Below are 18,907 nucleotides of genomic sequence, written 5' to 3' on the forward strand. Positions count from 1 at the left end.
GGGCTGTCCGGCCCGACCGAGGAGGACGTCGTCGTCGCCAGGTGGCGACGTCCCCAAGGTGCGTACACCAGGCGGCCCGTCCGGGGCACAACACCCGGGTGGCCCGTGAGTGTCCAGGAGGACAACGCCGTATGGCCAAGATGATCGCGTTCGACGAAGAGGCTCGCCGCGGCCTCGAGCGGGGCATGAACCAGCTCGCCGACGCCGTGAAGGTGACCCTCGGCCCCAAGGGCCGCAACGTGGTGCTCGAGAAGAAGTGGGGTGCCCCCACCATCACCAACGATGGTGTGAGCATCGCCAAGGAGATCGAGCTCGAGGACCCGTACGAGAAGATCGGCGCCGAGCTGGTCAAGGAGGTCGCCAAGAAGACCGACGACGTCGCCGGTGACGGCACGACGACGGCGACCGTCCTGGCCCAGGCCCTGGTGCGCGAGGGTCTGCGCAACGTGGCCGCCGGTGCCAACCCGATGGCCCTGAAGCGGGGCATCGAGGCCGCCGTGGCCAGCGTCTCGGAGGAGCTGTCCAAGCTCGCCAAGGACGTCGAGACCAAGGAGCAGATCGCCTCCACCGCCTCCATCTCCGCCGGTGACAGCACCGTCGGCGAGATCATCGCCGAGGCGATGGACAAGGTCGGCAAGGAAGGCGTCATCACCGTCGAGGAGAGCAACACCTTCGGGCTGGAGCTGGAGCTCACCGAGGGCATGCGCTTCGACAAGGGCTACATCTCCGCGTACTTCATGACCGACCCGGAGCGTATGGAGGCCGTCTTCGACGACCCGTACCTCCTGATCGTCAACAGCAAGATCTCCTCGGTGAAGGACCTGCTCCCGATCCTGGAGAAGGTCATGCAGTCGGGCAAGCCGCTGCTGATCATCGCCGAGGACCTGGAGGGCGAGGCCCTCGCCACTCTGGTCGTCAACAAGGTCCGGGGCACCTTCAAGTCCGTCGCCGTCAAGGCGCCGGGCTTCGGTGACCGCCGCAAGGCCATGCTGACCGACATCGCCATCCTCACCGGTGGCCAGGTCATCAGCGAGGAGGTCGGCCTCAAGCTCGACGCCGTCAGCCTCGACATGCTGGGCCGCGCCCGCAAGGTCGTGGTGACCAAGGACGAGACCACCATCGTCGACGGTGCCGGCGACGCCGACCAGATCCAGGGCCGGGTCAACCAGATCCGGGCCGAGATCGACAAGAGCGACTCCGACTACGACCGTGAGAAGCTGCAGGAGCGGCTGGCCAAGCTGGCCGGCGGCGTCGCGGTGATCAAGGTCGGCGCGGCCACCGAGGTCGAGCTGAAGGAGCGCAAGCACCGCATCGAGGACGCCGTCCGCAACGCGAAGGCCGCCGTCGAGGAGGGCATCGTCCCGGGTGGTGGCGTCGCGCTGGTGCAGGCCGGCAAGACCGCCTTCGACAAGCTGGACCTGACCGGCGACGAGGCCACCGGCGCGCAGATCGTCAAGATCGCGCTGGACGCCCCGCTGCGGCAGATCGCCGTCAACGCCGGCCTGGAGGGTGGCGTGGTCGTCGAGCGCGTCCGCAACCTGGACGCCGGGCACGGCCTCAACGCCGCCAGCGGTGAGTACGTCGACCTGCTGGCCGCGGGCATCATCGACCCGGCCAAGGTGACCCGGTCGGCGCTGCAGAACGCCGCGTCGATCGCGGCGCTCTTCCTCACCACCGAGGCCGTCGTGGCGGACAAGCCGGAGAAGACCCCGGCCGCCCCGGCTGGCCCGGGTGGCGGGGACATGGACTTCTGAGTCCAGCTCCAACACCGGACGGGGCGGGCCGCGCGAGCGGTCCGCCCCGTTCCGTGTTCGTGGCCCGTGCTCACCCGGGCCGGCTCACCCCGGCGACGGGGAGCGGTCAGCGGCGGGCCGCCCGCACCGCCGCGTACGCGTCGACCAGCCCGGCCCCGCTCGACGCTGTCACCGGGCCGCAGCTGAGGTCGGCGGGCCCGGCCGGTTGAGCCGTGTCCCGCAGGATGCTCCGGGTCCGGGCCAGGTCGCCGACCAGCGTCGGATTCGCCGACCACATCAGCGCCACCACACCCGCCACCTGCGGGGTGGCCATCGAGGTGCCGTCCAGCGTGGCGTAACCGCCGCCGGGCATCGCGGAGGTGATCCCCTCCCCCGGGGCGACCAGATCCGGCTTGACCACCCCACCCGCGACGGGACCCCGGCTGGAGAATTCGGCGACCACCCGGTCCCGGTTCACCGCCCCCACCGTCAGCACGTCCGCGTACGGGGCCGGCGGGTCGACGATCGACCGGCAGTCCGGGCCGGTGTTCCCGGCGGCGGCCACCACCAGGATGCCCGCCGCCTCCAGGGCGGCGGTCGCCGGACGTAACGCCCCCGGGTCACAGCCCTCCACCGGTGGGCACCCCCACGAGTTGGTCAGCACGTCCGGGGCACGCGCCGGGCGTCCGTCGGTGAACGGGTCGCCACCGGCCGGGAACGGGGCCAGCATGAACTGGAGACAGTCCAGGTAGTGCGCCGGGCTGCCCAGGTTGCGATCGAGGTTGACGCAGCCCACCCACTGCGCACCGGGAGCCACCCCGATGCCGTCCCGCCCCACGGCGCTGCCCGCGGTGTGGGTGCCGTGGCCGCCGGAGTCGGCGGGGGAGCGGGTGTGGTTCCACGGGTCGTACCAGGAGTCGTCGCCGCCCCGGAAGCCGGCGGCCAACGCCGGGTGGGTGCCGTCGACCCCGGAGTCCGAGCTGCCGATCACCACGCCGGTGCCGGTGACGGACAGCTCCGACCAGACCCGGTCGGCCCGGATCATCCGCAGGTTCCACTCCGGCCCGGTCGGTGCGGGCTGGTCGCCCCGGCTGGCCGGGGCCGGTGCGGGCAACGGGCGGAGCCGCTGACTGACCAGCACCCGGGCCACCTCGGGCCGACCGGAGAGCCAGGCCCGCACCGCCGGCCCGCCGTCGGTCTCGATCGCGTTGACCAGGTAGTACGGCGTCGGGTCGAGGCCCAGCCGGCTCAGGTCCCGGCGCAGCCCGCCCTGGGTGCGTTCGGCGGTGGCGACGAGCCGGCGGTAGACCTCGGCGGTCCGCGCCTCCCGGCCCGCCCGACCTGGCGTACCGGCGGGGATGCCGGAGAGGTCGGCCTGCTCGCGGAGCACCACCAGCAGCCGCTCGCCGTACAGGCCGGGCTGGCCGGCGGCCACGTCGACCACCCCGACGGTGAGCAGCAGGACGGCCGCGCCCGACGCGGCGACCAGCCGGCGCGGCGCGCGCCCGCGTGGCCGGGCGAGCAGCACCCCGTACCCGATGGCCAGCAGGAGCGCGACGGCGAACCCGACGCCCGAGGCGACCGCGACCCAGTACGGGACGTCGCGGGTGGTGGCCAGCAGGACCGAGATCTCCTCCGGGTCGGTGAGCGCCAGCGGGCCGAACACCGCCAGGCCGACCAGCCAGCGCACCGGCGCGGCACCGGCGGGCCGGCCGACCCGCCGGGCCGCCACCTGGCACGCACCCAGCGCGAACCCGACGGGCGGGACGAAGAGCAGCGCGGGAAGCTGCACGCCGGAGTGGCCGGTGCCTGCGCCGACCAGCAGCAGGACCACCCCGGCGACCAGGCCGCCGACCAGCACGGTACGGGCGGCCCGGGGTGGCCCGTCGCCGGTGAAGGGGGCCCAGAACCGGTCGTCGAGCAGCGCCCCGGCCAGCAGGCCGACCGCCGTCGCGGCGAGCGCGGCGAGCACCGTCTCCAGCAGGCCGCCCAGCGCGCCGAACCGGACCCACGGCAGCAGCAGCGCCAGCCCGGCGGCGATCGCCAGCAGGGTGACCGCCTGCGGCCGGCCGACCCCGCCACCCGGTCCGCGACCGTGGTCGGTCTGCTGGCTGCGCTGCCGGCCCTGGTCGGCGGGTGTGGCGGGCCCGTGCGTGGGGTCGGTGCCCTCGGGGGCGGTGGTCGGGGCGGGCGTGGCGGCGGCCGGCTGGGCGAGGGTGGGGGTGGGCAGCCGGGTGGCCAGCAGCGCGAGCAGGGTCGCCGTCGCGGCCAGCGCGGCCAGGTACGCCTCGTGGTGGACCTGCGGCAGTGCCCGTAGCGACCCGAGGGCGACCAGGGCGAGCGCGGCGGCGAGCCAGGCCCGGCCGGTGACCCGGACCCGGGGGGAGCGGGGGAGCAGGGCCAGCAGCAGCGCGGGCAGGCCGACCAGCAGGGCGGTGGCCAGGCTGAGGGCGGGCCAGAGCCACGCCTGCCGGTCCCATCCCGCGGCGACCTGCAACTGCTCGACCGACCAGCCGACCGCCTGGAGCAGCACGGCGAGGGTGACCGTCCAGCCGCCGGCGAGGGCGGCGGCCACCACCGGCCACGGGCTCGACGGACGGGCGGCGGCGCTCGGCGGGAAGCCGTAGCCCGGCGGAGGTGGTGTGTCGGCCAACATCCGGAAACAGTACGACGTACGTCGCCGTCCGTCGGCGGTGCCGGTCCGACGACGGTCCCCGCCCGTCGGCGGTGGACCCGGGGCGCGGACCTGCGCGGTCCCCGCCCTCGCGCGGCTCGGCTCCGCCCTGTCCGCCTCGGCGTCCACCTCCCGTGTTCCGTCGTTCTCCCCGGTCGCCGGCTCCGTCCCGTGGTCACGGAAAGTGACGGAGGGTGGGGGTGTGGACCTTCACCTCCGGATCCTTTGCTCTGCTGCCCTGGACGCACCGATCACTGAACGTGCGCGTCGCGTAGAGAGCAGCAGAGCAAAGGGGCCGAGGGAGGGAGGTGGGGGGTGGGTGGGGAATGCGGTGATCGGGCTGGTCGTGGCGGTGGAGGGTGGTGTGGGAGGCGGAGGGGGCCGGCGTGAGGCCGGCTACGGAGAGTCGTCGAGCCGATCCGGGCGTGTGTTGCTCAGCGTCACCGGGTGGACGGTGGGGAATCCGGCCGCTTCCGGGCCTGCTGCGGGTGGGACCTGGCGGGTTACGGTGGACGGGTGCGTGACCCCAATGTGACCCGATCCGCCGCCGGTCAACTCTCCCCGCAGCGCCGCGCCGCGGATCTGCGCCGGCTGCGGGCCGAGCGGTTCGACGTGCTGGTCATCGGAGGCGGGGCGACCGGGGCCGGTGCCGCGCTCGACGCCGCCTCGCGGGGGCTCAAGGTCGCCCTGGTCGAGGCCCGCGACTTCGCCGCCGGCACCTCCAGCCGGTCCAGCAAGCTGATCCACGGCGGCCTGCGCTACCTGGAGCAGTTGGAGTTCCACCTGGTCCACGAGGCGCTGACCGAGCGCGGGCTGCTCGCCACCCGGCTCGCCCCGCACCTGGTCCGGCCGGTCCCGTTCCTGATCCCGCTCCCCGCCGGGCGGGGGCTGCGCGACCTGCCGGCCCGGCTGTTCCGCCGCTCCTACTACGGGGCCGGCGTGGCCGCCTACGACGCCTTCGCCGGGCTGTTCGGCACCGGCCGGGGGATGCCGCTGCACCGGCACCTGACCCGGGAGGGCGCCCGCCGGGTCTTCCCCAGCCTGCGGGCCGACGCGTTGGCCGGGGCCATCCGCTACTACGACGGGCAGGTCGACGACGCCCGGCTGGTGGTGACCCTCGCCCGCACCGCCGCCAGCCTCGGCGCGACCGTGGTGAGCAGCGCCCGTGCCGTCGGCCTGGTGCGGCAGGCCCGGGAGGTCACCGGGGTCCGGGTCCGCGACCTGGAGGCGCCCCCCGGCTCCCCGGACGCCGAGTTCGAGGTACGCGCCCGTACCGTCATCGCCGCCACCGGCGTGTGGAGCGACGACATGTCCCGGATGCTCAACGACGTCGGGCTGCGCCCCGGCGTGCGGGTCCGGGCCTCCAAGGGGGTGCACCTGGTGGTGCCCCGCTCGGCGATCACCGGCGAGACCGGGCTGATCGTGCGCACCGCGACCAGTGTGCTGTTCGTCATCCCCTGGGGCGGGCACTGGATCATCGGCACCACCGACACCGACTGGCGGCTCGACCGCTCCCATCCGGCCGCCTCCGCCCGCGACATCCAGTACCTGCTCGACCAGGTCAACCTGGTCCTGGACCGGCCGCTGTCCAGCGCCGACATCGAGGGCGTCTACGCCGGGCTGCGTCCGCTGCTGGCCGGCGAGGCCGACTCCACCTCCAAGCTCTCCCGGGAACACGCCGTCTTCGAGCCGATGCTCGGGCTGCTGCTGGTGGCCGGCGGCAAGTACACGACCTACCGGGTGATGGCCGCCGACGTCGTCGACCGGGCCGCCCACCGGCTCGGCGGCGTACGTCCCTCGCGCACCGCCGACCTGCCGCTGCTCGGCGCCGACGGGTACGCCTCGCTGTGGCGGGACCGGGCCGACCTGGCCCGCCGGCACGGGGTGCCCGTCGGCGTGGTCGAACACCTGCTGGAGCGGTACGGCACGCTCACCCTGGAGGTGCTGGCGCTGATCGCCGCCGACCCGCTGCTCGCCTCACCGCTGGCCGGTGCACCGGAATACCTGGCCGCCGAGGTGACCTACGCCACCCGCTCCGAGGGGGCGCCGCACCTGGAGGACGTGCTGACCCGGCGTACCCGGATCTCCTTCGAGACGGCCCACCGGGGCCTCGACTCGGCCGGGCACACGGCGGAGCTGATGGGGGCGGTGCTCGGCTGGGACACGGCCACCCGGGAGCGGGAGATCGCGCACTACCGCGCCCGGGTCGAGGCCGAGCGGGAGTCGCAGCTCATGCCGGACGACGCGACCGCCGACGCGGCCCGCCTCGGTGCCCCCGACGTCCGGGGTTTCGCCGCCGACCGGGGTGTCGACGGTGTCGAGGACGGCCCGCTGCACCTGCCGACCTCCTCCCGCTGACCGGCCCCGGGGCCGGTTCCACCAGGCGGTGCGGGGCCGGTCGGCCGGTTCCGGACGGCACCGGGGTGGGATAGGTTCCGGCCCGTGGTTCCCCCTCAGTGGTCACGCGCGCTCCTCGTCCCCGCCGTCATGACGGTCACCCTGACCGGCTGCGCGATGGTCGACCGGGAGGGCGGGTCCACAGCGGAGGGCCGGGGCGCGACGACAGCGCCGGGGGCTACCCGGGTCAGCCTGATGCAGAAACTCGGCGAGGACGGTCCACTGCGCTCGCTGACCGTCGAGCCGGACGGCCGGTGGGAGTGCGCCGACTGTGCCGGTGACGGGGTCACCTCGGCCGGTTCCCTGGACCCGGAGCAGGTCCAGCGGTTGCACCGGCTGCTGGCCGACCCGCGGCTGGCCCAGGAGACCGACCAGGCCCGCCGGTACCGGGCGACCTGCATCGACGCGTTGACGTCCAGCCTGCTCACCACGGCCGGCCTGATCACCTCGCAGGACTGCCCGGGTGAGGAACGACCGGCGGTGGCCGGCGAGATCCTGCTCCTGCTGACCCAGGCGACCCCGGCCGAGCCGACCCGCTGAGCCTTCCCGACCCGCTCAGCCTTCCCGACCCGCTGAGCCTTCCCGGCCCGCTCAGAACACCTTGCCCGGGTTGAACAGCCCGGCCGGGTCGAGCGCCGCCTTGATCGCCTGGTGCACCCGGACGCCGACCGGTCCGATCTCCCGGGCCAGCCAGTCCCGCTTGAGCAGCCCGACGCCGTGCTCGCCGGTGCAGGTGCCACCGAGTTCCAGCCCGAGCCGGATGATCTCGTCGAAGGCCCGTCGGCCCCGTTCCAGGCTCGCCGGGTCGGCCCGGTCCACCACGATGTTCGGGTGCAGGTTGCCGTCACCGGCGTGGCCGACCACCCCGATCGGCACCCCGCACTCGGTGGCGATCCGGGCCACCCCGTCCAGCAGCGTCGCGAGCGCCCCCCGGGGCACCGCCACGTCGTCGATGATCAGGCCGCCGTTGCCGTCCGGGTAGGTGTCGACGGCGAACTTCTCCATCGCCGGGTGGGCCAGCCGGCGGGCCTGCAGCAGCGCCGCCGCCTCCACCGCGTCGGTCGCCGCGTACACCTCCTGCGCGCCGGCCGCCGCGCAGACCTCGGCGATCCGGGCCAGGTCGTCCGCCGCCCGGGGGCCGGTGTCGGCGGCGGCGAGCAGCAGCGCCTGCGCGTCGGTCCGCAACCCCATCGGCCGGTACGCCTCGATCGCCCGCAGGTGCGTCCGGTCCAGCAGCTCCAGCAGGCTCGGGGTGAGCCCCCGCGCGGCGATCCCGGCCACCGCCGTACCCGCCCCGGAGGTCGAGCCGAAGACCGCCACCATGGTCAGCGACTCCTCCGGCGCGGGCCGCAGCGCCACGGTGACCTCGGTGATCACGCCGAGGGTGCCCTCCGCGCCGACGAAGAGCCGGGTCAGGTCGTACCCGGCCACGCCCTTGGCGGTACGCCGGCCGGTGCGCAGCACCTCACCGGAGGCCAGCACCACCTCCAGCCCGAGGACGTACTCGGTGGTCACCCCGTACTTGACGCAGCACATCCCCCCGGCGTTGGTGGAGACGTTGCCGCCGATGGTGGAGGACTCCCAGGACCCCGGGTCGGGCGGGTAGTACAGGCCCTGTTCCCGGACGGCGCGGGCCAGCGTGGCGTTCACCACGCCCGGCTGCACCACGGCGATCCGGGCCACCGGGTCGATCTCCCGGATCGCGGTCATCGCGACGGTGCTCACCACCACCGCGCCGTCCACCGCGTTCGCCGCACCGGCCAGGCCGGTCCGCGCCCCCTGCGGCACCACGGGTACGCCGTGCCGGGCCGCCGCCCGGACCACCGCCACCACCTGTGCGGTGTCCCGGGGGCGGACGACCACCAGCGGCGTGCCGGCGGCGCAGAGGTCCGCCTCGTCGCGCCGGTGCAGCCGGAGCAGGTCCGGGTCGGTGAGGACGGCCTCGTCGCCAAGGGCCGCCCGCAGGTCGTCGAGGAGGGGGGAGCCAGCCATGCGGCCGAGGCTAACCGGCGGCTAGATTGGCCGCCATGCTGTACCTGGACCGGCCCGCCTGGCCGTGGCGCGGTCGGCTCTGGTCGCACCTGATCAGCGACGTCTCCCCGGCCGAGCTGCACGTGTTCGCCGAGACGCTGGGGGTGCCCCGGCGCGGGTTCGACCGGGACCACTACGACATCCCCGCCGACCGGTTCGCCGTGGCGGTGTGGCTCGGTGCCCGGGTGGTGCCCAGCCGGGAGATCGTCCGCCTGCTGTACGCCTCCGGCCTGCGCCGCCCCAAACACCTCAACCCGGGGCGCCGGTGACGCCGGACGGTGGATCAGCGTAGAGACGCCAGCTCGCGGCGGAGGTTGGCGCGGGCCGGTTCCTCCCACCGGGCGGCCAGCGGGGGCAGCCGGAACAGGGCGGGCAGGGCGAGCAGCCCGTCGAGGACCCGCGCCCGGCCGGTACGGAAGTCCGCCTCGGGCACGTGTGCGTACTCGGCGCGGATCGCGGCGGCGTACCCGTCGTACACCTCGGGGGGCGTGGCCAGGACGGCCAGGTCGGCGTCGCAGAGCAGCGCGCCGTCGCGGTCGCCCGGGGTGACCAGGTGCCCGGCGGTGAGCAGCACCAGCCGGCGGACCCCGGCCACCGTGGCGGCCGGCACCCCCAGCCCGGTGAGCAGGGTGCCGGCCAGCTCCGCGCTGGCCCGTTCGTTGGCGTCGGCGGCGGCGCGCGGGTCGTAGACGGCGTCGTGCGTCCACGCGGCGAGCGCGACCCGTTCCGGCCGGTCCGCCAGGTCGGCGTGCCGGTCGACCACGTCCAGCACCGCCCGCAGGTGGTGCGCCGTGTGGTAGCGCCGGTGCGGTTCCCGCCAGCGGGTCAGCAGGTCGGCCCCGGCGGCGGTCAGCGCCGGCCCGTCGCCGGCCCCGGCGGCGCGCGCCCCCGCCACCCACCTGTCGATCAGCTCGGTCACCCGGACGATTGTGCCGCAGGGATGAACCGGTGCGACGTGGGTAGTCCCCGCCATGGCGCTGGCCCGGGACCGACAACCGTCGCTGCTGCGTCGGGCCGGGCTGCGGGACGCCGGGAACGACGTCGACACCGCGCGGATCGCCGGCGCCATGGCCTACCTGCGCACCCGGGGCCGGGCCACCCTGCACGACCGGCTGCACCAGGTGCACCTGGCTCTGGGCCTGGCCGTACAGGCGGGCCTGGCCGCCGCGCTGGCCTGGATCGTGTCGCACCACCTGCTGGGCAACCCGCAACCGGTGTTCGCGCCGATCTCGGCGGTCGGCACCCTGGCGGCCTCGGTGGGCCAGCGGCTGCGCCGGACGGTGGAGCTGATCGTCGGGGTGGCGGTCGGGGTGTTCCTCGGCGACGTGCTGATCTACTTCCTCGGCACCGGGGGCTGGCAGCTCGGGTTGGTGGTGACCGCGGCGATCGTGCTCACCACCTTCTTCGGGGCCAGTGTCGCGGTGGTGATCCAGGCCGCCGCGACGGCCGTGCTGATCGTCACGCTGAGCCCGTCCACCGAGGATCTGGAGCTGCCCCGGTTCGTCGACGCGTTCGTCGGCGGTGGCATCGCGTTGCTGGTCACCGCGCTCCTGCTGCCGCTCAACCCGCTCCGGGTGATCAACCGGGCGGCCCGGCCGGCGCTGGACCTGCTCGCCGACCAGCTCGACGTCTGTGCCCAGGCGTTGCGCGACCGGGACCGGGGAGCCGCCCAACGGGCACTGGACCGGCTCCGCGAGAACAAGGAGGAGCTGGCCACCTTCACCGAGGCCATCGAGGGGGCCAAGGAGACCAGCACACTCTCCCCGGCCCGCTGGCACCGGCGCAGCGAACTGACCCACTACGCCGAGGCGGCCGAGCCGATCGACCGGGCGATGCGCAACAGCGGCACCCTGATCCGGCGATCGGTCACCATGATCGAGGACGACGAGCCGGTACCCGACCCGATGCCGGACGCGGTGGTCCACCTGGCCGAGTCGGTCCGCCTGCTGCGGCACGAGTTCGCCGTCGGGGACGAGCCGGAGCGGGCCCGGGAACGGTCACTGCGCGCGGTCAGCGAGGCCGGCCGGGCGTACGACCAGGGGGTCGGGTTCTCCGGCAGCGTGGTGATCGCCCAGGTGCGTACCACCGCCAGTGATCTGCTGGTCGCCTCGGGGATCGAGCAGGAGGACGCCAACCGGTTGATCCGGCAGGCGTTCGGCGACAGGGAGAAACCGGGCGGTAGTCCGGCCGAGCGGCAAGCCGCCCCGAAACCCCCGACCGCGCCGCCGCTGGGCTGACCCGGCCCCGGACCGGGCCGCCCCCGACCGGGCCGGTCCACCGGGCACCGGGAGAGCCCGGCCGAACGGGCCGGGGATGACTACGCTGATCCACATGGCCGACACCCCGCCCGGCGGGCCCCCGCCGCCGCCCGCGCCCGCCGTACCGTCGCCGGACGCCGCCGCGCCCCGGATGCCGCTGCGCCGGCTCGGCTGGCGGCGGGTCCTGGTGCTGGCCGGGGTGGTGCTGCTGATCGCGGCCTGCGCGGTCTACATGCTCTACACGCTCGGCTCCAACCTGGGTCTGGACGCGCTGCTGGTCGGGGTGACCGCGGCGATCCTGCCGGTGCCCGTCCTGGTGGCCTGCTTCCTCTGGCTCGACCGGTACGAACCCGAACCGCTGAAGTACCTGATCTTCTGCTTCGCCTGGGGCGCGTTCGTCTCGACCGCCGCGTCGCTGACCGTCAACAACAGCTTCGCCGCCCTGTTCAAGGACTGGGGGGTGTCGTCGTCGCTGACCGGGGTGCTGGTGGCCCCGTTCATCGAGGAGCTGACCAAGGCGCTCGGCCCGATCCTGCTGCTGATCTTCCGCCGCCGGGAGTGGTCCGGGATCACCGACGGCCTGGTCTACTGCGGGCTGTCCGCCGTCGGGTTCGCCATGGTGGAGAACATCCTCTACCTGGGTGGCCTCGGGTACGCCTCGGGCGTCGACCAGTGGGGGCCGGCCACCGGCGTACGCAACGTCATCGTCATCTTCATCTCGCGGATCCTCTTCTTCGGCTTCGCCCACCCGCTGTTCACCTCGATGACCGGGGTGGGGCTGGGCATCGCCGCCCGCACCGCCGACCGGCGGGTACGGGTGCTCGCCCCGATCGCCGGCCTGCTGCTGGCGATGATGCTGCACGGCACCTGGAACCTGATCCCGACGCTGGTCCAGGCCACCGGCCAGGCGGTGATCTTCTTCTACGGGATGGTCGCGGTGATGGTGCCGATCTTCTTCGGCATGGTCGGTTTCGCGGTCTGGCTGCGCGCCTGGGAGGGGCGGCTCACCGAGCGGACCCTGCCCGACTACGTGCGGGCGGGCTGGTTGAGCCCGCCCGAGGTGGCCGCCCTGGGCAGCCTGGGCCGCCGGCACGCCGCCCGCACCTGGGCGCGGCGGGTCGGTGGGGACGCCGGCCTGCGCGCGATGCGCGGCTACCAGTTCGCCGCGACCCGGCTGGCGCTGCTGCGCGACGGGATGCGGCGCGGCCTGGACCGCAAGCCGGCGGAGCGGGAGAACACCCTGCGGGAGGAACGGCAGCTGCTGGAGACGATCGCGGCGTACCGGTCGTTCTTCGTCGGCCGGGACCCGCAGACGCCGGTGGGGGTCTGGGACGGGCAGCGCTACCACCTGCGGTTCCCCGACGGCACGCAGCGGGTCGTCGACGCCCCGGACTCTCCGGTGGTGCCGATCCCGGTGGTGCTGGCCCCGCCGCCGCCCCCGGCCTACCCGGCCGGCTACGGCCCGCCCGGCTGGTACGGTCCCCGCCCGGCCGCCCCGTGGCCGCCCGGCCGGTACTGACCGGCCCCGGGCGGGTCAGGCCTGGCGGCGGGCGGGGTCAGGTCATCAGGGTGGTGAGGAAGTCGCCGAGGCCCTGGGCCATCGCCATCAGGGCCGCCCCGATCCCCTTGAACATCTGGGCCGCCCCGTCCGGGCGGAACGCCATGAAGTAGATCAGGAAGGCGACGCTGCCCCAGAGCAGCACCTTCTTCACGAGTACCGGCATCGTCCCTCCCCAGGGCACCTGGACGTGCCTGGCTTCCCGCCGGGAAGCGGGACAAACCGGTAGACCACCCGGGACGGCTCCCGAGGGCCGGGGAGAAACCGGACCTACAGGTAGAGGCCGGTGCTGCCGGTGGACTCGCTCTCCACCCGTTCGGCGGCGACGGCGTGCACGTCCCGCTCGCGCAGCAGGACGTACCCCCGGCCGTGCAGTTCGACCTCGGAGCGGTCGTCCGGGTCGAAGAGCACCCGGTCGCCGGCCACCACGGCGCGTACGTGCGGACCCACGCCCACGGCGGTGGCCCAGGCCAACCGCTTGCCGACGGCGGCGGTGGCCGGGATGACGATGCCTGCGGTGGAGCGGCGTTCGCCCTCGCTGCCGTCCACCTTCACCAGCACCCGGTCGTGCAGCAGGCGGATCGGCAGGCCGGTGTCGAGGTTCGGGTCGGCGGTCACGCCAAGACGCTACCGTGTGGGCCGGTGACGTCCGTGCGGTGGTTGAGCCGATGCGGCGTGGGGCAATGAGTGGCGAAACTGCCCTACGGTGGCGGGCGTACGGACATACCCTGTCCGGGCCGTCGCCGTGGGCGTCCCGGTGTCGTTTCTCAGGAGGTGCGCTTGAGCCGCTTCGAGCGGGTACGCGGCCGACTCCGCCGCGCCTACGAGTCCGGACGGGAGTCGGTCCGCGCGGGGCGCGCCGATCCGACCGACGCGCCCGAGGGGGCCGGAGTGGCCACACCCGCGTCCCCCGGCCCGCCGGCCGCCCCGTCGGCGACGGTGGTCGGGGTCGAACCCCCGGCGGCCATGCACAACTCCACCTCCAGCCGCGACGACGCCGACGTGCCGCACGCGCTGCGGATCGCCGCCGCCTGGTCGTGGCGGTTGATCGTGATCGGCGTGGTCACCTGGGCGCTGCTGAAGATCGTCGGGACGATCAGCATCGTGATCATCCCGCTGGCGGTGGCGCTGCTGCTCTCCGCGCTGCTCGCCCCGGCGGTGGGCTGGTTGCTGCGGGCCCGGTTCCCCCGGTCGCTGGCCACCGCGGTGGTGATGGTCGGCGGGCTGGCCGCGGTGGTGGGCACGCTGACCCTGGTGGTCAACGAGTTCATCCAGGGCGTGCCGGAGCTGAGCGAGAAGTCGTCGCAGGGCGTCCGGCAGATCCAGGACTGGCTCAAGACCGGCCCGCTGCACCTGTCGGACAGCCAGCTCAACCGCTACATCGAAGAGGCGCAGGGCTGGATCAACGGCAACACCGAGAGGTTCACCAGCGGGGCGTTGGCCACCGCCGCCACCCTGGCCGAGGTGCTCACCGGCGCGATCCTGGTGCTCTTCGCCACCTTCTTCTTCCTGCGTGACGGCAGCCGGATCTGGCGCTTCCTGGTCCGGCTGCTGCCGGTCGCCGCCCGGTGGAAGGTCGACGACGCCGGCCGGGCCTCCTGGGCCACGCTCGGCGCCTACGTGCGGGCCACCGTGCTGGTGGCGTTCATCGACGCGGTGGGCATCGGCATCTTCCTGGTCGTCTTCGACATCCCGTTCGCCTTCCCGCTGGCCGCGCTGGTCTTCCTCGGCGCGTTCATCCCGATCGTCGGGGCCGCCCTCTCCGGCGGGGTGGCGGTGCTGGTGGCGCTGGTCGACAGCGGCCCGGTGACCGCCCTGATCATCCTGGGCGTGGTGATCGGCGTGCAGCAGGTCGAGGGGCACCTGCTGCAACCGTTGATCATGGGTCGGGCGGTGGCCATCCACCCGCTCGCGGTGATCATCGGGATCGCCGCCGGGGTGGTCCTCGCCGGCATCACCGGCGCGCTGGTCGCGGTGCCGCTGATCGCGGTGCTCAACACCGCCGTACGCCGGCTCGCCGCCCGCAGCGTGCCCGACACCCCACCGGACGCCGTGGTGGTCGCCTCCCAGGCGCCCTGACCCGGACCGACCCGCCGCCCGTTCCCCGCCGGGGAGCGGGCGGCTGCCGTGCGGGGGTCAGGCCTTGGCCAGGCGCTCCAGCGCGCCCCGGGCCACCTCCGGCCGGGTGGTGTACCAGAACGGGGGTAGGGAGCGGCGCAGGAACGGCCCGTAGCCACGCGCCGTCTCCAACCGCGAGTCGAGGACCGCGACCACCCCCCGGTCACCGGTGGCCCGGATCAGCCGGCCCACCCCCTGTGCCAGCCGGACCGCCGCGATCGGCACGCTGACCGCCGAGAAACCGGACCCGCCGCCCGCGTCCACCGCCGCCGCGCGGGCCGCCGCCAGCGGCTCGTCGGGACGCGGGAACGGCAGCCTGTCGATCACCACGAGCTGGCACGAGTCGCCAGGCACGTCCACCCCCTGCCAGAGCGACATCACCCCGAACAGGCAGCTCGACCGATCCTCGCGGAACCGCCGCACCAGCAGCGGCAGCGCCTCCTCGCCCTGGAGCAGCACCGGCAGGTCGGTGCGCGTCCGCAGCAGCTCCGCCGCCTGCTGCGCGGCCCGCCGGGAGGAGAACAACCCGAGGGTACGGCCACCGAGCGCGCCGACCAGCCGCAGCAGCTCCTCACCGGCCGCCTCGGGCAGCCCGGAGACGCTGGGCCGGGGCAGGTGTGCGGCGACGTACAGGATGCCCTGCCGGGCGTAGTCGAACGGTGAGCCGACGTCGAGCGACGACCAGCCCGGCCCCGACGTGGCCGGTACGACGCCGGTGGCGGCCCGGCTGCCCGGGGCGCTCGCCACCCCGCCGGCATCCGGGCCGGCGGCCCCGACCGCCGTACCGCCGCCGAGGACGCCTGTCGACCGGCCCGCGGCGGCGGTGGCCATCGCGGCGGCGGCCGGGGACGGCGGGGCGGGGGTCGGCGCCTCCAGGCCGAGCGCCCGGGCCACCGTGTCGAACCGGCCGCCCAGCGCCAGCGTCGCCGAGGTGGCGACCACGGTGCGCTCGTCGTACAGGTGGGTGGCGAGGGTGCCGGCGACGGACAGCGGCGCGACCACCAGCGCCCGGCGGCTGCCGTTGTCCGGCTTCTCCACCCAGGCGACGTCGTGGTCGGCCTCCTCCAGCAGCCGCTGCGCGGTGGTCGACAGCTCGTCGAGCACCGCCTTGGCCTGCTGCTTGCGGACCGGGTCCGGATCGTCGGCCTTGATGTCGCCGATCGCGTCGAGGGCGGCCCGGGTGGCCGCGTCCAGCAGCGTGCACGCCTCGCGCAGCGGGCCGGGCAGGCCGCCGGTGAGCCGGCCGGCCGGAGCCTCGGCCAGCCCGACGGCGAGCGCGTCGCCGGCCTCGGTGAGCCGGTCGGCGACGTCCGGTCGCAGCAGCGGGCGGGCCCGTCGGGCGGAGCGGTCGATCTGCTCCGGCACCAGCTCGGCCTGGGCGGCCGAGGAGACCCGGTCGGCCAGCTCGTGCGCCTCGTCGACGATCAGCAGCTTGTGCGGCGGCACGATGTGCCGGCCGGCCAGCATGTCCACCGCGAGCAGGCTGTGGTTGGTGACCACCACGTCGGCCTCGCGGGCCCGGGCCCGCGACGCCTCGGCGAAACACTCCTGGCCGAACGGGCAGCGCGACGCCCCCACGCACTCGCGGGCCGGCATCGAGACCAGCCGCCACGCCTGGTCGTCGACGCCCGGGTCCAGCTCGTCCCGGTCGCCGGTGTCGGTCTTCTCGGCCCAGTCGCGCAGCCGCTGGATCTGCTTGCCCATCCGGCCGGCCTCGCCGAGCCACTTCGTCCCGCCGGCGGGCCGCTCGGCGGGGGCGTCGAAGAGAGTGTCCTCCGGCTCGTCCTCGGTGGAGTTGTCCAGCCGGGCCAGGCAGAGGTAGTGGTGCCGCCCCTTGAGCACGGCGAAGGTCGGGCGGCGGCCGAGCAGCGGCTCGACCGCGTCGGCGAGCCGGGGCAGGTCGTGCTCGACCAGTTGGGACTGCAACGCCAGGGTGGCGGTGGAGACCACCACCGGCCCGTCCACGGTCAGCGCGGGGGCGAGGTAGCCCAGCGACTTGCCGGTGCCGGTGCCGGCCTGCACCAGCAGGTGCTCACGGGCGGCGACGCTGCGTTCGATCGCCTCGGTCATCTGCTGCTGGCCCGGCCGGGTCGCGCCGCCGGGCACCGCGCCGACCGCCGCCGCCAGCAGCTCGGTGCCGCTCGGCCGGCCACCGCGCCGTCGGCCGGAGCGGGCCGAGGGGGTGCTGGGGCCGGCGGCGGTACGGGGCGGAGTCACCGTGCGACGGTACCCGCCGCCGCCGACAGTGGACGTGCCGCCGCCTCCCCGCGTGGCGCGGTCACCGTCCGGATTGTCGTGACCTCGGACGGGTCAACTCGCTGCGGCGGGGAGGGGCCGGAATCGGCTAGGGTGCGATTCATGCCGAGCGACGTGGTCCGCGTGATCTACCGCAAGTACGACGGCAGCGCCCACCGCGACTACCCGGCCCGCCGGCTGGCCGAGGACGACCTCGGGGTGTGGCTGGGGGTGACCGAGGGCACCGCCTCGGTCTACCACGGCCGACCCTCGGTGGAGCAGATCCCCTTCGTCCTGCTGGTGCCGCACCACGCCTGGTGGACGTGCATGTTCAACCCGCCGCCCCGGACCAGCGAGGTCTACTGCGACATCGCCACCCCGGCCCGCTGGGAGGGCGACGACACCGTCCACCTGGTCGACCTCGACCTGGACGTGGTGCGCCGCCGGACCACCGGCCTGGTGGAGCTGCGCGACGAGGACGAGTTCGCCGAGCACCGGGTCCGGTTCGGCTACCCGGACGACGTGGTGGCGCAGGCGCAGGCGGCGGCGGCGAGGCTGCTCACCGCCCTCGGCGACGGCACCGAACCGTTCGCCTCGGCCTACCGGAAGTGGCTGGCTCTGGTGGTCTGACCTGGGCGTGGCCCGACCGACGCGGGGTCACCAACCGATTCCCGGGAGGCGGCCGGTGCGGTGGTGGGCGAGGATCGGGGGATGCGCGCAGACGAGGAGACGGAGGTCGTCGTACCCGAGGGGGCGACGATGCGGCAGTTGTTGCGGGTGCCCGGTGGTGGCGGCCCGGTCGACCTGGGGGCGGTCGATCCCCGGGCCACCCCGGGGTTGCCCGCCGTGGCGGGCCGGGGCCGGGACCGTAAGCCGTGGGCCCGCCGGCAGGTGGAGTTGGTCGGCGCCGGGTTGGCCCGGCAGCAGGAGATGCTGTTCGCCACCGCGCGGGCGGCCGGCGAACCGGGCCCGTCGGTGTCGGCTCCCGCCAGGGACGGGGCGCGGCTGGGCCGGGGCCGGCCGGGTCGGCTGCTGCTGGTGCTCCAGGCGATGGACTGCGGGGGCAAGGACGGCACGGTGAAGCGGGTGGCCGGCGCGATGAACCCGCTCGGCCTGCACATCCGCTCGTTCGGGCCGCCGACCCGGCAGGAGTTGCGGCACGACTTCCTGTGGCGGGTCCGCCGGGCGCTGCCCCCGCCCGGGTACGTCGGGGTGTTCAACCGCTCGCACTACGAGGACGTGCTGGTGGCCCGGGTCGACGCCCTGGTGCCGGAGCAGACCTGGCGGGCCCGCTACGACCAGATCAACGCCTTCGAGCGGGAGTTGACCGACGGCGGGGTGACCCTGGTCAAGGTGATGCTGCACATCTCGCCGGACGAGCAGGCGCGGCGGTTGGCGCAGCGGCTGACCGACCCGACGAAGTACTGGAAGTACCAGCCCAGCGACCTCGACTCCCGGGCCCGCTGGGACGACTACCGGGCCGCGTACGCGGAGGCGCTGGGGCGGTGCGACACGGACGCCGCGCCCTGGTTCGTGGTCCCGGCGGACCGCAAGTGGTACCGGGACTGGGCGGTGGCGCACCTGCTGCGGGAGACGTTCGAGGGTCTTGATCTGGGGTATCCGGCTGCCGGTTTCGACGTGGAACGGGAGCGCCAGCGGTTGGCGAGTGGCGGTGGTGACGGCCGAGGTGAACAGCAGGTGAACGAGCGGTGAATCGGTTCTGACCAGGGGTAGGCCGGCGGAGACCCGCTCCGGTGGGGTACCTAGCATGCATCAGCGGACGCCCCCTGGGGCGGCGGCCACCCTTCCACCGACACGACGAGGTCCGTGCTGTGAAGTTTTCCTTCCGTCCCACCGAGGGCGCTTTCTACGAGCTCTTCACCAGGGCCGCGCAGAACCTGGT

The 18,907-nt window shown here is 74.6% G+C and carries 14 protein-coding genes and 2 pseudogenes; 10 read left to right on the top strand and 6 right to left on the bottom strand.

Annotation, left to right across the window (positions count from 1 at the left end; all coding sequences use genetic code 11):
• Positions 1-131 precede the first annotated feature (131 nt).
• The gene (gene groL / locus ACOJTC_RS08125) at positions 132-1,754 is read left to right on the top strand and encodes a chaperonin GroEL (RefSeq protein ID WP_204924710.1); all 1,623 of its coding nucleotides are present in this window, start codon (positions 132-134) and stop codon (positions 1,752-1,754) included.
• A 106-nt stretch (positions 1,755-1,860) separates the two neighbouring features.
• On the opposite strand, the gene ACOJTC_RS08130 is transcribed toward groL, so the two are convergent.
• Complete coding sequence (locus ACOJTC_RS08130; protein ID WP_420116375.1) at positions 1,861-4,389, bottom strand: S8 family serine peptidase; 2,529 nt, start codon at positions 4,387-4,389, stop codon at positions 1,861-1,863.
• Between the two features lie 534 nt (positions 4,390-4,923).
• On the opposite strand from ACOJTC_RS08130, the gene ACOJTC_RS08135 reads away from it, so the two are divergent.
• The gene (locus ACOJTC_RS08135) at positions 4,924-6,765 is read left to right on the top strand and encodes a glycerol-3-phosphate dehydrogenase/oxidase (RefSeq protein WP_420116376.1); all 1,842 of its coding nucleotides are present in this window, start codon (positions 4,924-4,926) and stop codon (positions 6,763-6,765) included.
• A gap of 129 nt (positions 6,766-6,894) precedes the next feature.
• Positions 6,895-7,344, top strand: coding sequence for a hypothetical protein (locus tag ACOJTC_RS08140; protein WP_204925001.1), 450 nt, complete (start codon positions 6,895-6,897; stop codon positions 7,342-7,344).
• A gap of 51 nt (positions 7,345-7,395) precedes the next feature.
• On the opposite strand, the gene ACOJTC_RS08145 is transcribed toward ACOJTC_RS08140, so the two are convergent.
• Positions 7,396-8,796, bottom strand: coding sequence for an FAD-binding oxidoreductase (locus ACOJTC_RS08145; RefSeq protein ID WP_420116377.1), 1,401 nt, complete (start codon positions 8,794-8,796; stop codon positions 7,396-7,398).
• Positions 8,797-8,831: 35 nt separating this feature from the next.
• On the opposite strand from ACOJTC_RS08145, the gene ACOJTC_RS08150 reads away from it, so the two are divergent.
• Complete coding sequence (locus tag ACOJTC_RS08150; protein ID WP_364309580.1) at positions 8,832-9,104, top strand: DUF4031 domain-containing protein; 273 nt, start codon at positions 8,832-8,834, stop codon at positions 9,102-9,104.
• Positions 9,105-9,118: 14 nt separating this feature from the next.
• Here the strand turns inward: ACOJTC_RS08150 and ACOJTC_RS08155 are convergent, their stop codons facing one another.
• A complete protein-coding gene (locus tag ACOJTC_RS08155; RefSeq protein ID WP_420116378.1) occupies positions 9,119-9,754 on the bottom strand; it encodes a metal-dependent phosphohydrolase in 636 nt (211 codons plus the stop codon).
• 52 nt (positions 9,755-9,806) lie between these two features.
• Here ACOJTC_RS08155 and ACOJTC_RS08160 point away from each other — a divergent pair, with 52 nt between their 5' ends.
• Positions 9,807-11,072, top strand: coding sequence for an FUSC family protein (locus tag ACOJTC_RS08160; RefSeq protein ID WP_420116379.1), 1,266 nt, complete (start codon positions 9,807-9,809; stop codon positions 11,070-11,072).
• 57 nt (positions 11,073-11,129) lie between these two features.
• Positions 11,130-12,612: pseudogene (locus ACOJTC_RS08165) on the top strand (PrsW family intramembrane metalloprotease); the annotation flags it as partial.
• A 37-nt stretch (positions 12,613-12,649) separates the two neighbouring features.
• Here ACOJTC_RS08165 and ACOJTC_RS08170 read toward each other — a convergent pair.
• Positions 12,650-12,817 carry a hypothetical protein gene (locus tag ACOJTC_RS08170; RefSeq protein ID WP_204924719.1) on the bottom strand — a complete coding sequence of 56 codons (168 nt, stop codon included), beginning with the start codon at positions 12,815-12,817 and terminating at the stop codon, positions 12,650-12,652.
• Positions 12,818-12,921: 104 nt separating this feature from the next.
• Positions 12,922-13,269, bottom strand: coding sequence for a GroES family chaperonin (locus ACOJTC_RS08175; RefSeq protein WP_204924720.1), 348 nt, complete (start codon positions 13,267-13,269; stop codon positions 12,922-12,924).
• A 105-nt stretch (positions 13,270-13,374) separates the two neighbouring features.
• Here ACOJTC_RS08175 and ACOJTC_RS08180 point away from each other — a divergent pair, with 105 nt between their 5' ends.
• Positions 13,375-14,730: an AI-2E family transporter gene (locus ACOJTC_RS08180; protein ID WP_420116383.1), complete on the top strand. Its 1,356-nt coding sequence runs from the start codon at positions 13,375-13,377 to the stop codon at positions 14,728-14,730.
• A 57-nt stretch (positions 14,731-14,787) separates the two neighbouring features.
• Here the strand turns inward: ACOJTC_RS08180 and ACOJTC_RS08185 are convergent, their stop codons facing one another.
• A complete protein-coding gene (locus tag ACOJTC_RS08185; protein ID WP_420116380.1) occupies positions 14,788-16,986 on the bottom strand; it encodes an ATP-dependent DNA helicase in 2,199 nt (732 codons plus the stop codon).
• Positions 16,987-17,127: 141 nt separating this feature from the next.
• Here ACOJTC_RS08185 and ACOJTC_RS08190 point away from each other — a divergent pair, with 141 nt between their 5' ends.
• The 3 genes and pseudogenes from ACOJTC_RS08190 to ACOJTC_RS08200 all read left to right on the top strand — a co-directional run.
• Positions 17,128-17,634: a DUF402 domain-containing protein gene (locus ACOJTC_RS08190; RefSeq protein ID WP_420116381.1), complete on the top strand. Its 507-nt coding sequence runs from the start codon at positions 17,128-17,130 to the stop codon at positions 17,632-17,634.
• 81 nt (positions 17,635-17,715) lie between these two features.
• A complete protein-coding gene (locus ACOJTC_RS08195) occupies positions 17,716-18,717 on the top strand; it encodes a PPK2 family polyphosphate kinase (protein WP_420116382.1) in 1,002 nt (333 codons plus the stop codon).
• Positions 18,718-18,791: 74 nt separating this feature from the next.
• Positions 18,792-18,907: pseudogene (locus ACOJTC_RS08200) on the top strand (DUF47 domain-containing protein); the annotation flags it as partial.

The organism is Micromonospora sp., assembly GCF_048594385.1.
In the GTDB taxonomy this organism is placed as follows: domain Bacteria; phylum Actinomycetota; class Actinomycetes; order Mycobacteriales; family Micromonosporaceae; genus Micromonospora; species Micromonospora wenchangensis.

What these genes read in the sequence shown, in the direction of transcription:
- groL (WP_204924710.1), top strand. Translation starts at nt 132, where the DNA reads ATGGCCAAGATGATCGCGTTCGACGAAGAGGCTCGCCGCGGCCTCGAG.
- ACOJTC_RS08130 (WP_420116375.1), bottom strand. Translation starts at nt 4,389, where the DNA reads ATGTTGGCCGACACACCACCTCCGCCGGGCTACGGCTTCCCGCCGAGC.
- ACOJTC_RS08140 (WP_204925001.1), top strand. Translation starts at nt 6,895, where the DNA reads ATGACGGTCACCCTGACCGGCTGCGCGATGGTCGACCGGGAGGGCGGG.
- ACOJTC_RS08145 (WP_420116377.1), bottom strand. Translation starts at nt 8,796, where the DNA reads ATGGCTGGCTCCCCCCTCCTCGACGACCTGCGGGCGGCCCTTGGCGAC.
- ACOJTC_RS08150 (WP_364309580.1), top strand. Translation starts at nt 8,832, where the DNA reads ATGCTGTACCTGGACCGGCCCGCCTGGCCGTGGCGCGGTCGGCTCTGG.
- ACOJTC_RS08160 (WP_420116379.1), top strand. Translation starts at nt 9,807, where the DNA reads ATGGCGCTGGCCCGGGACCGACAACCGTCGCTGCTGCGTCGGGCCGGG.
- ACOJTC_RS08170 (WP_204924719.1), bottom strand. Translation starts at nt 12,817, where the DNA reads ATGCCGGTACTCGTGAAGAAGGTGCTGCTCTGGGGCAGCGTCGCCTTC.
- ACOJTC_RS08190 (WP_420116381.1), top strand. Translation starts at nt 17,128, where the DNA reads ATGCCGAGCGACGTGGTCCGCGTGATCTACCGCAAGTACGACGGCAGC.
- ACOJTC_RS08195 (WP_420116382.1), top strand. Translation starts at nt 17,716, where the DNA reads ATGCGCGCAGACGAGGAGACGGAGGTCGTCGTACCCGAGGGGGCGACG.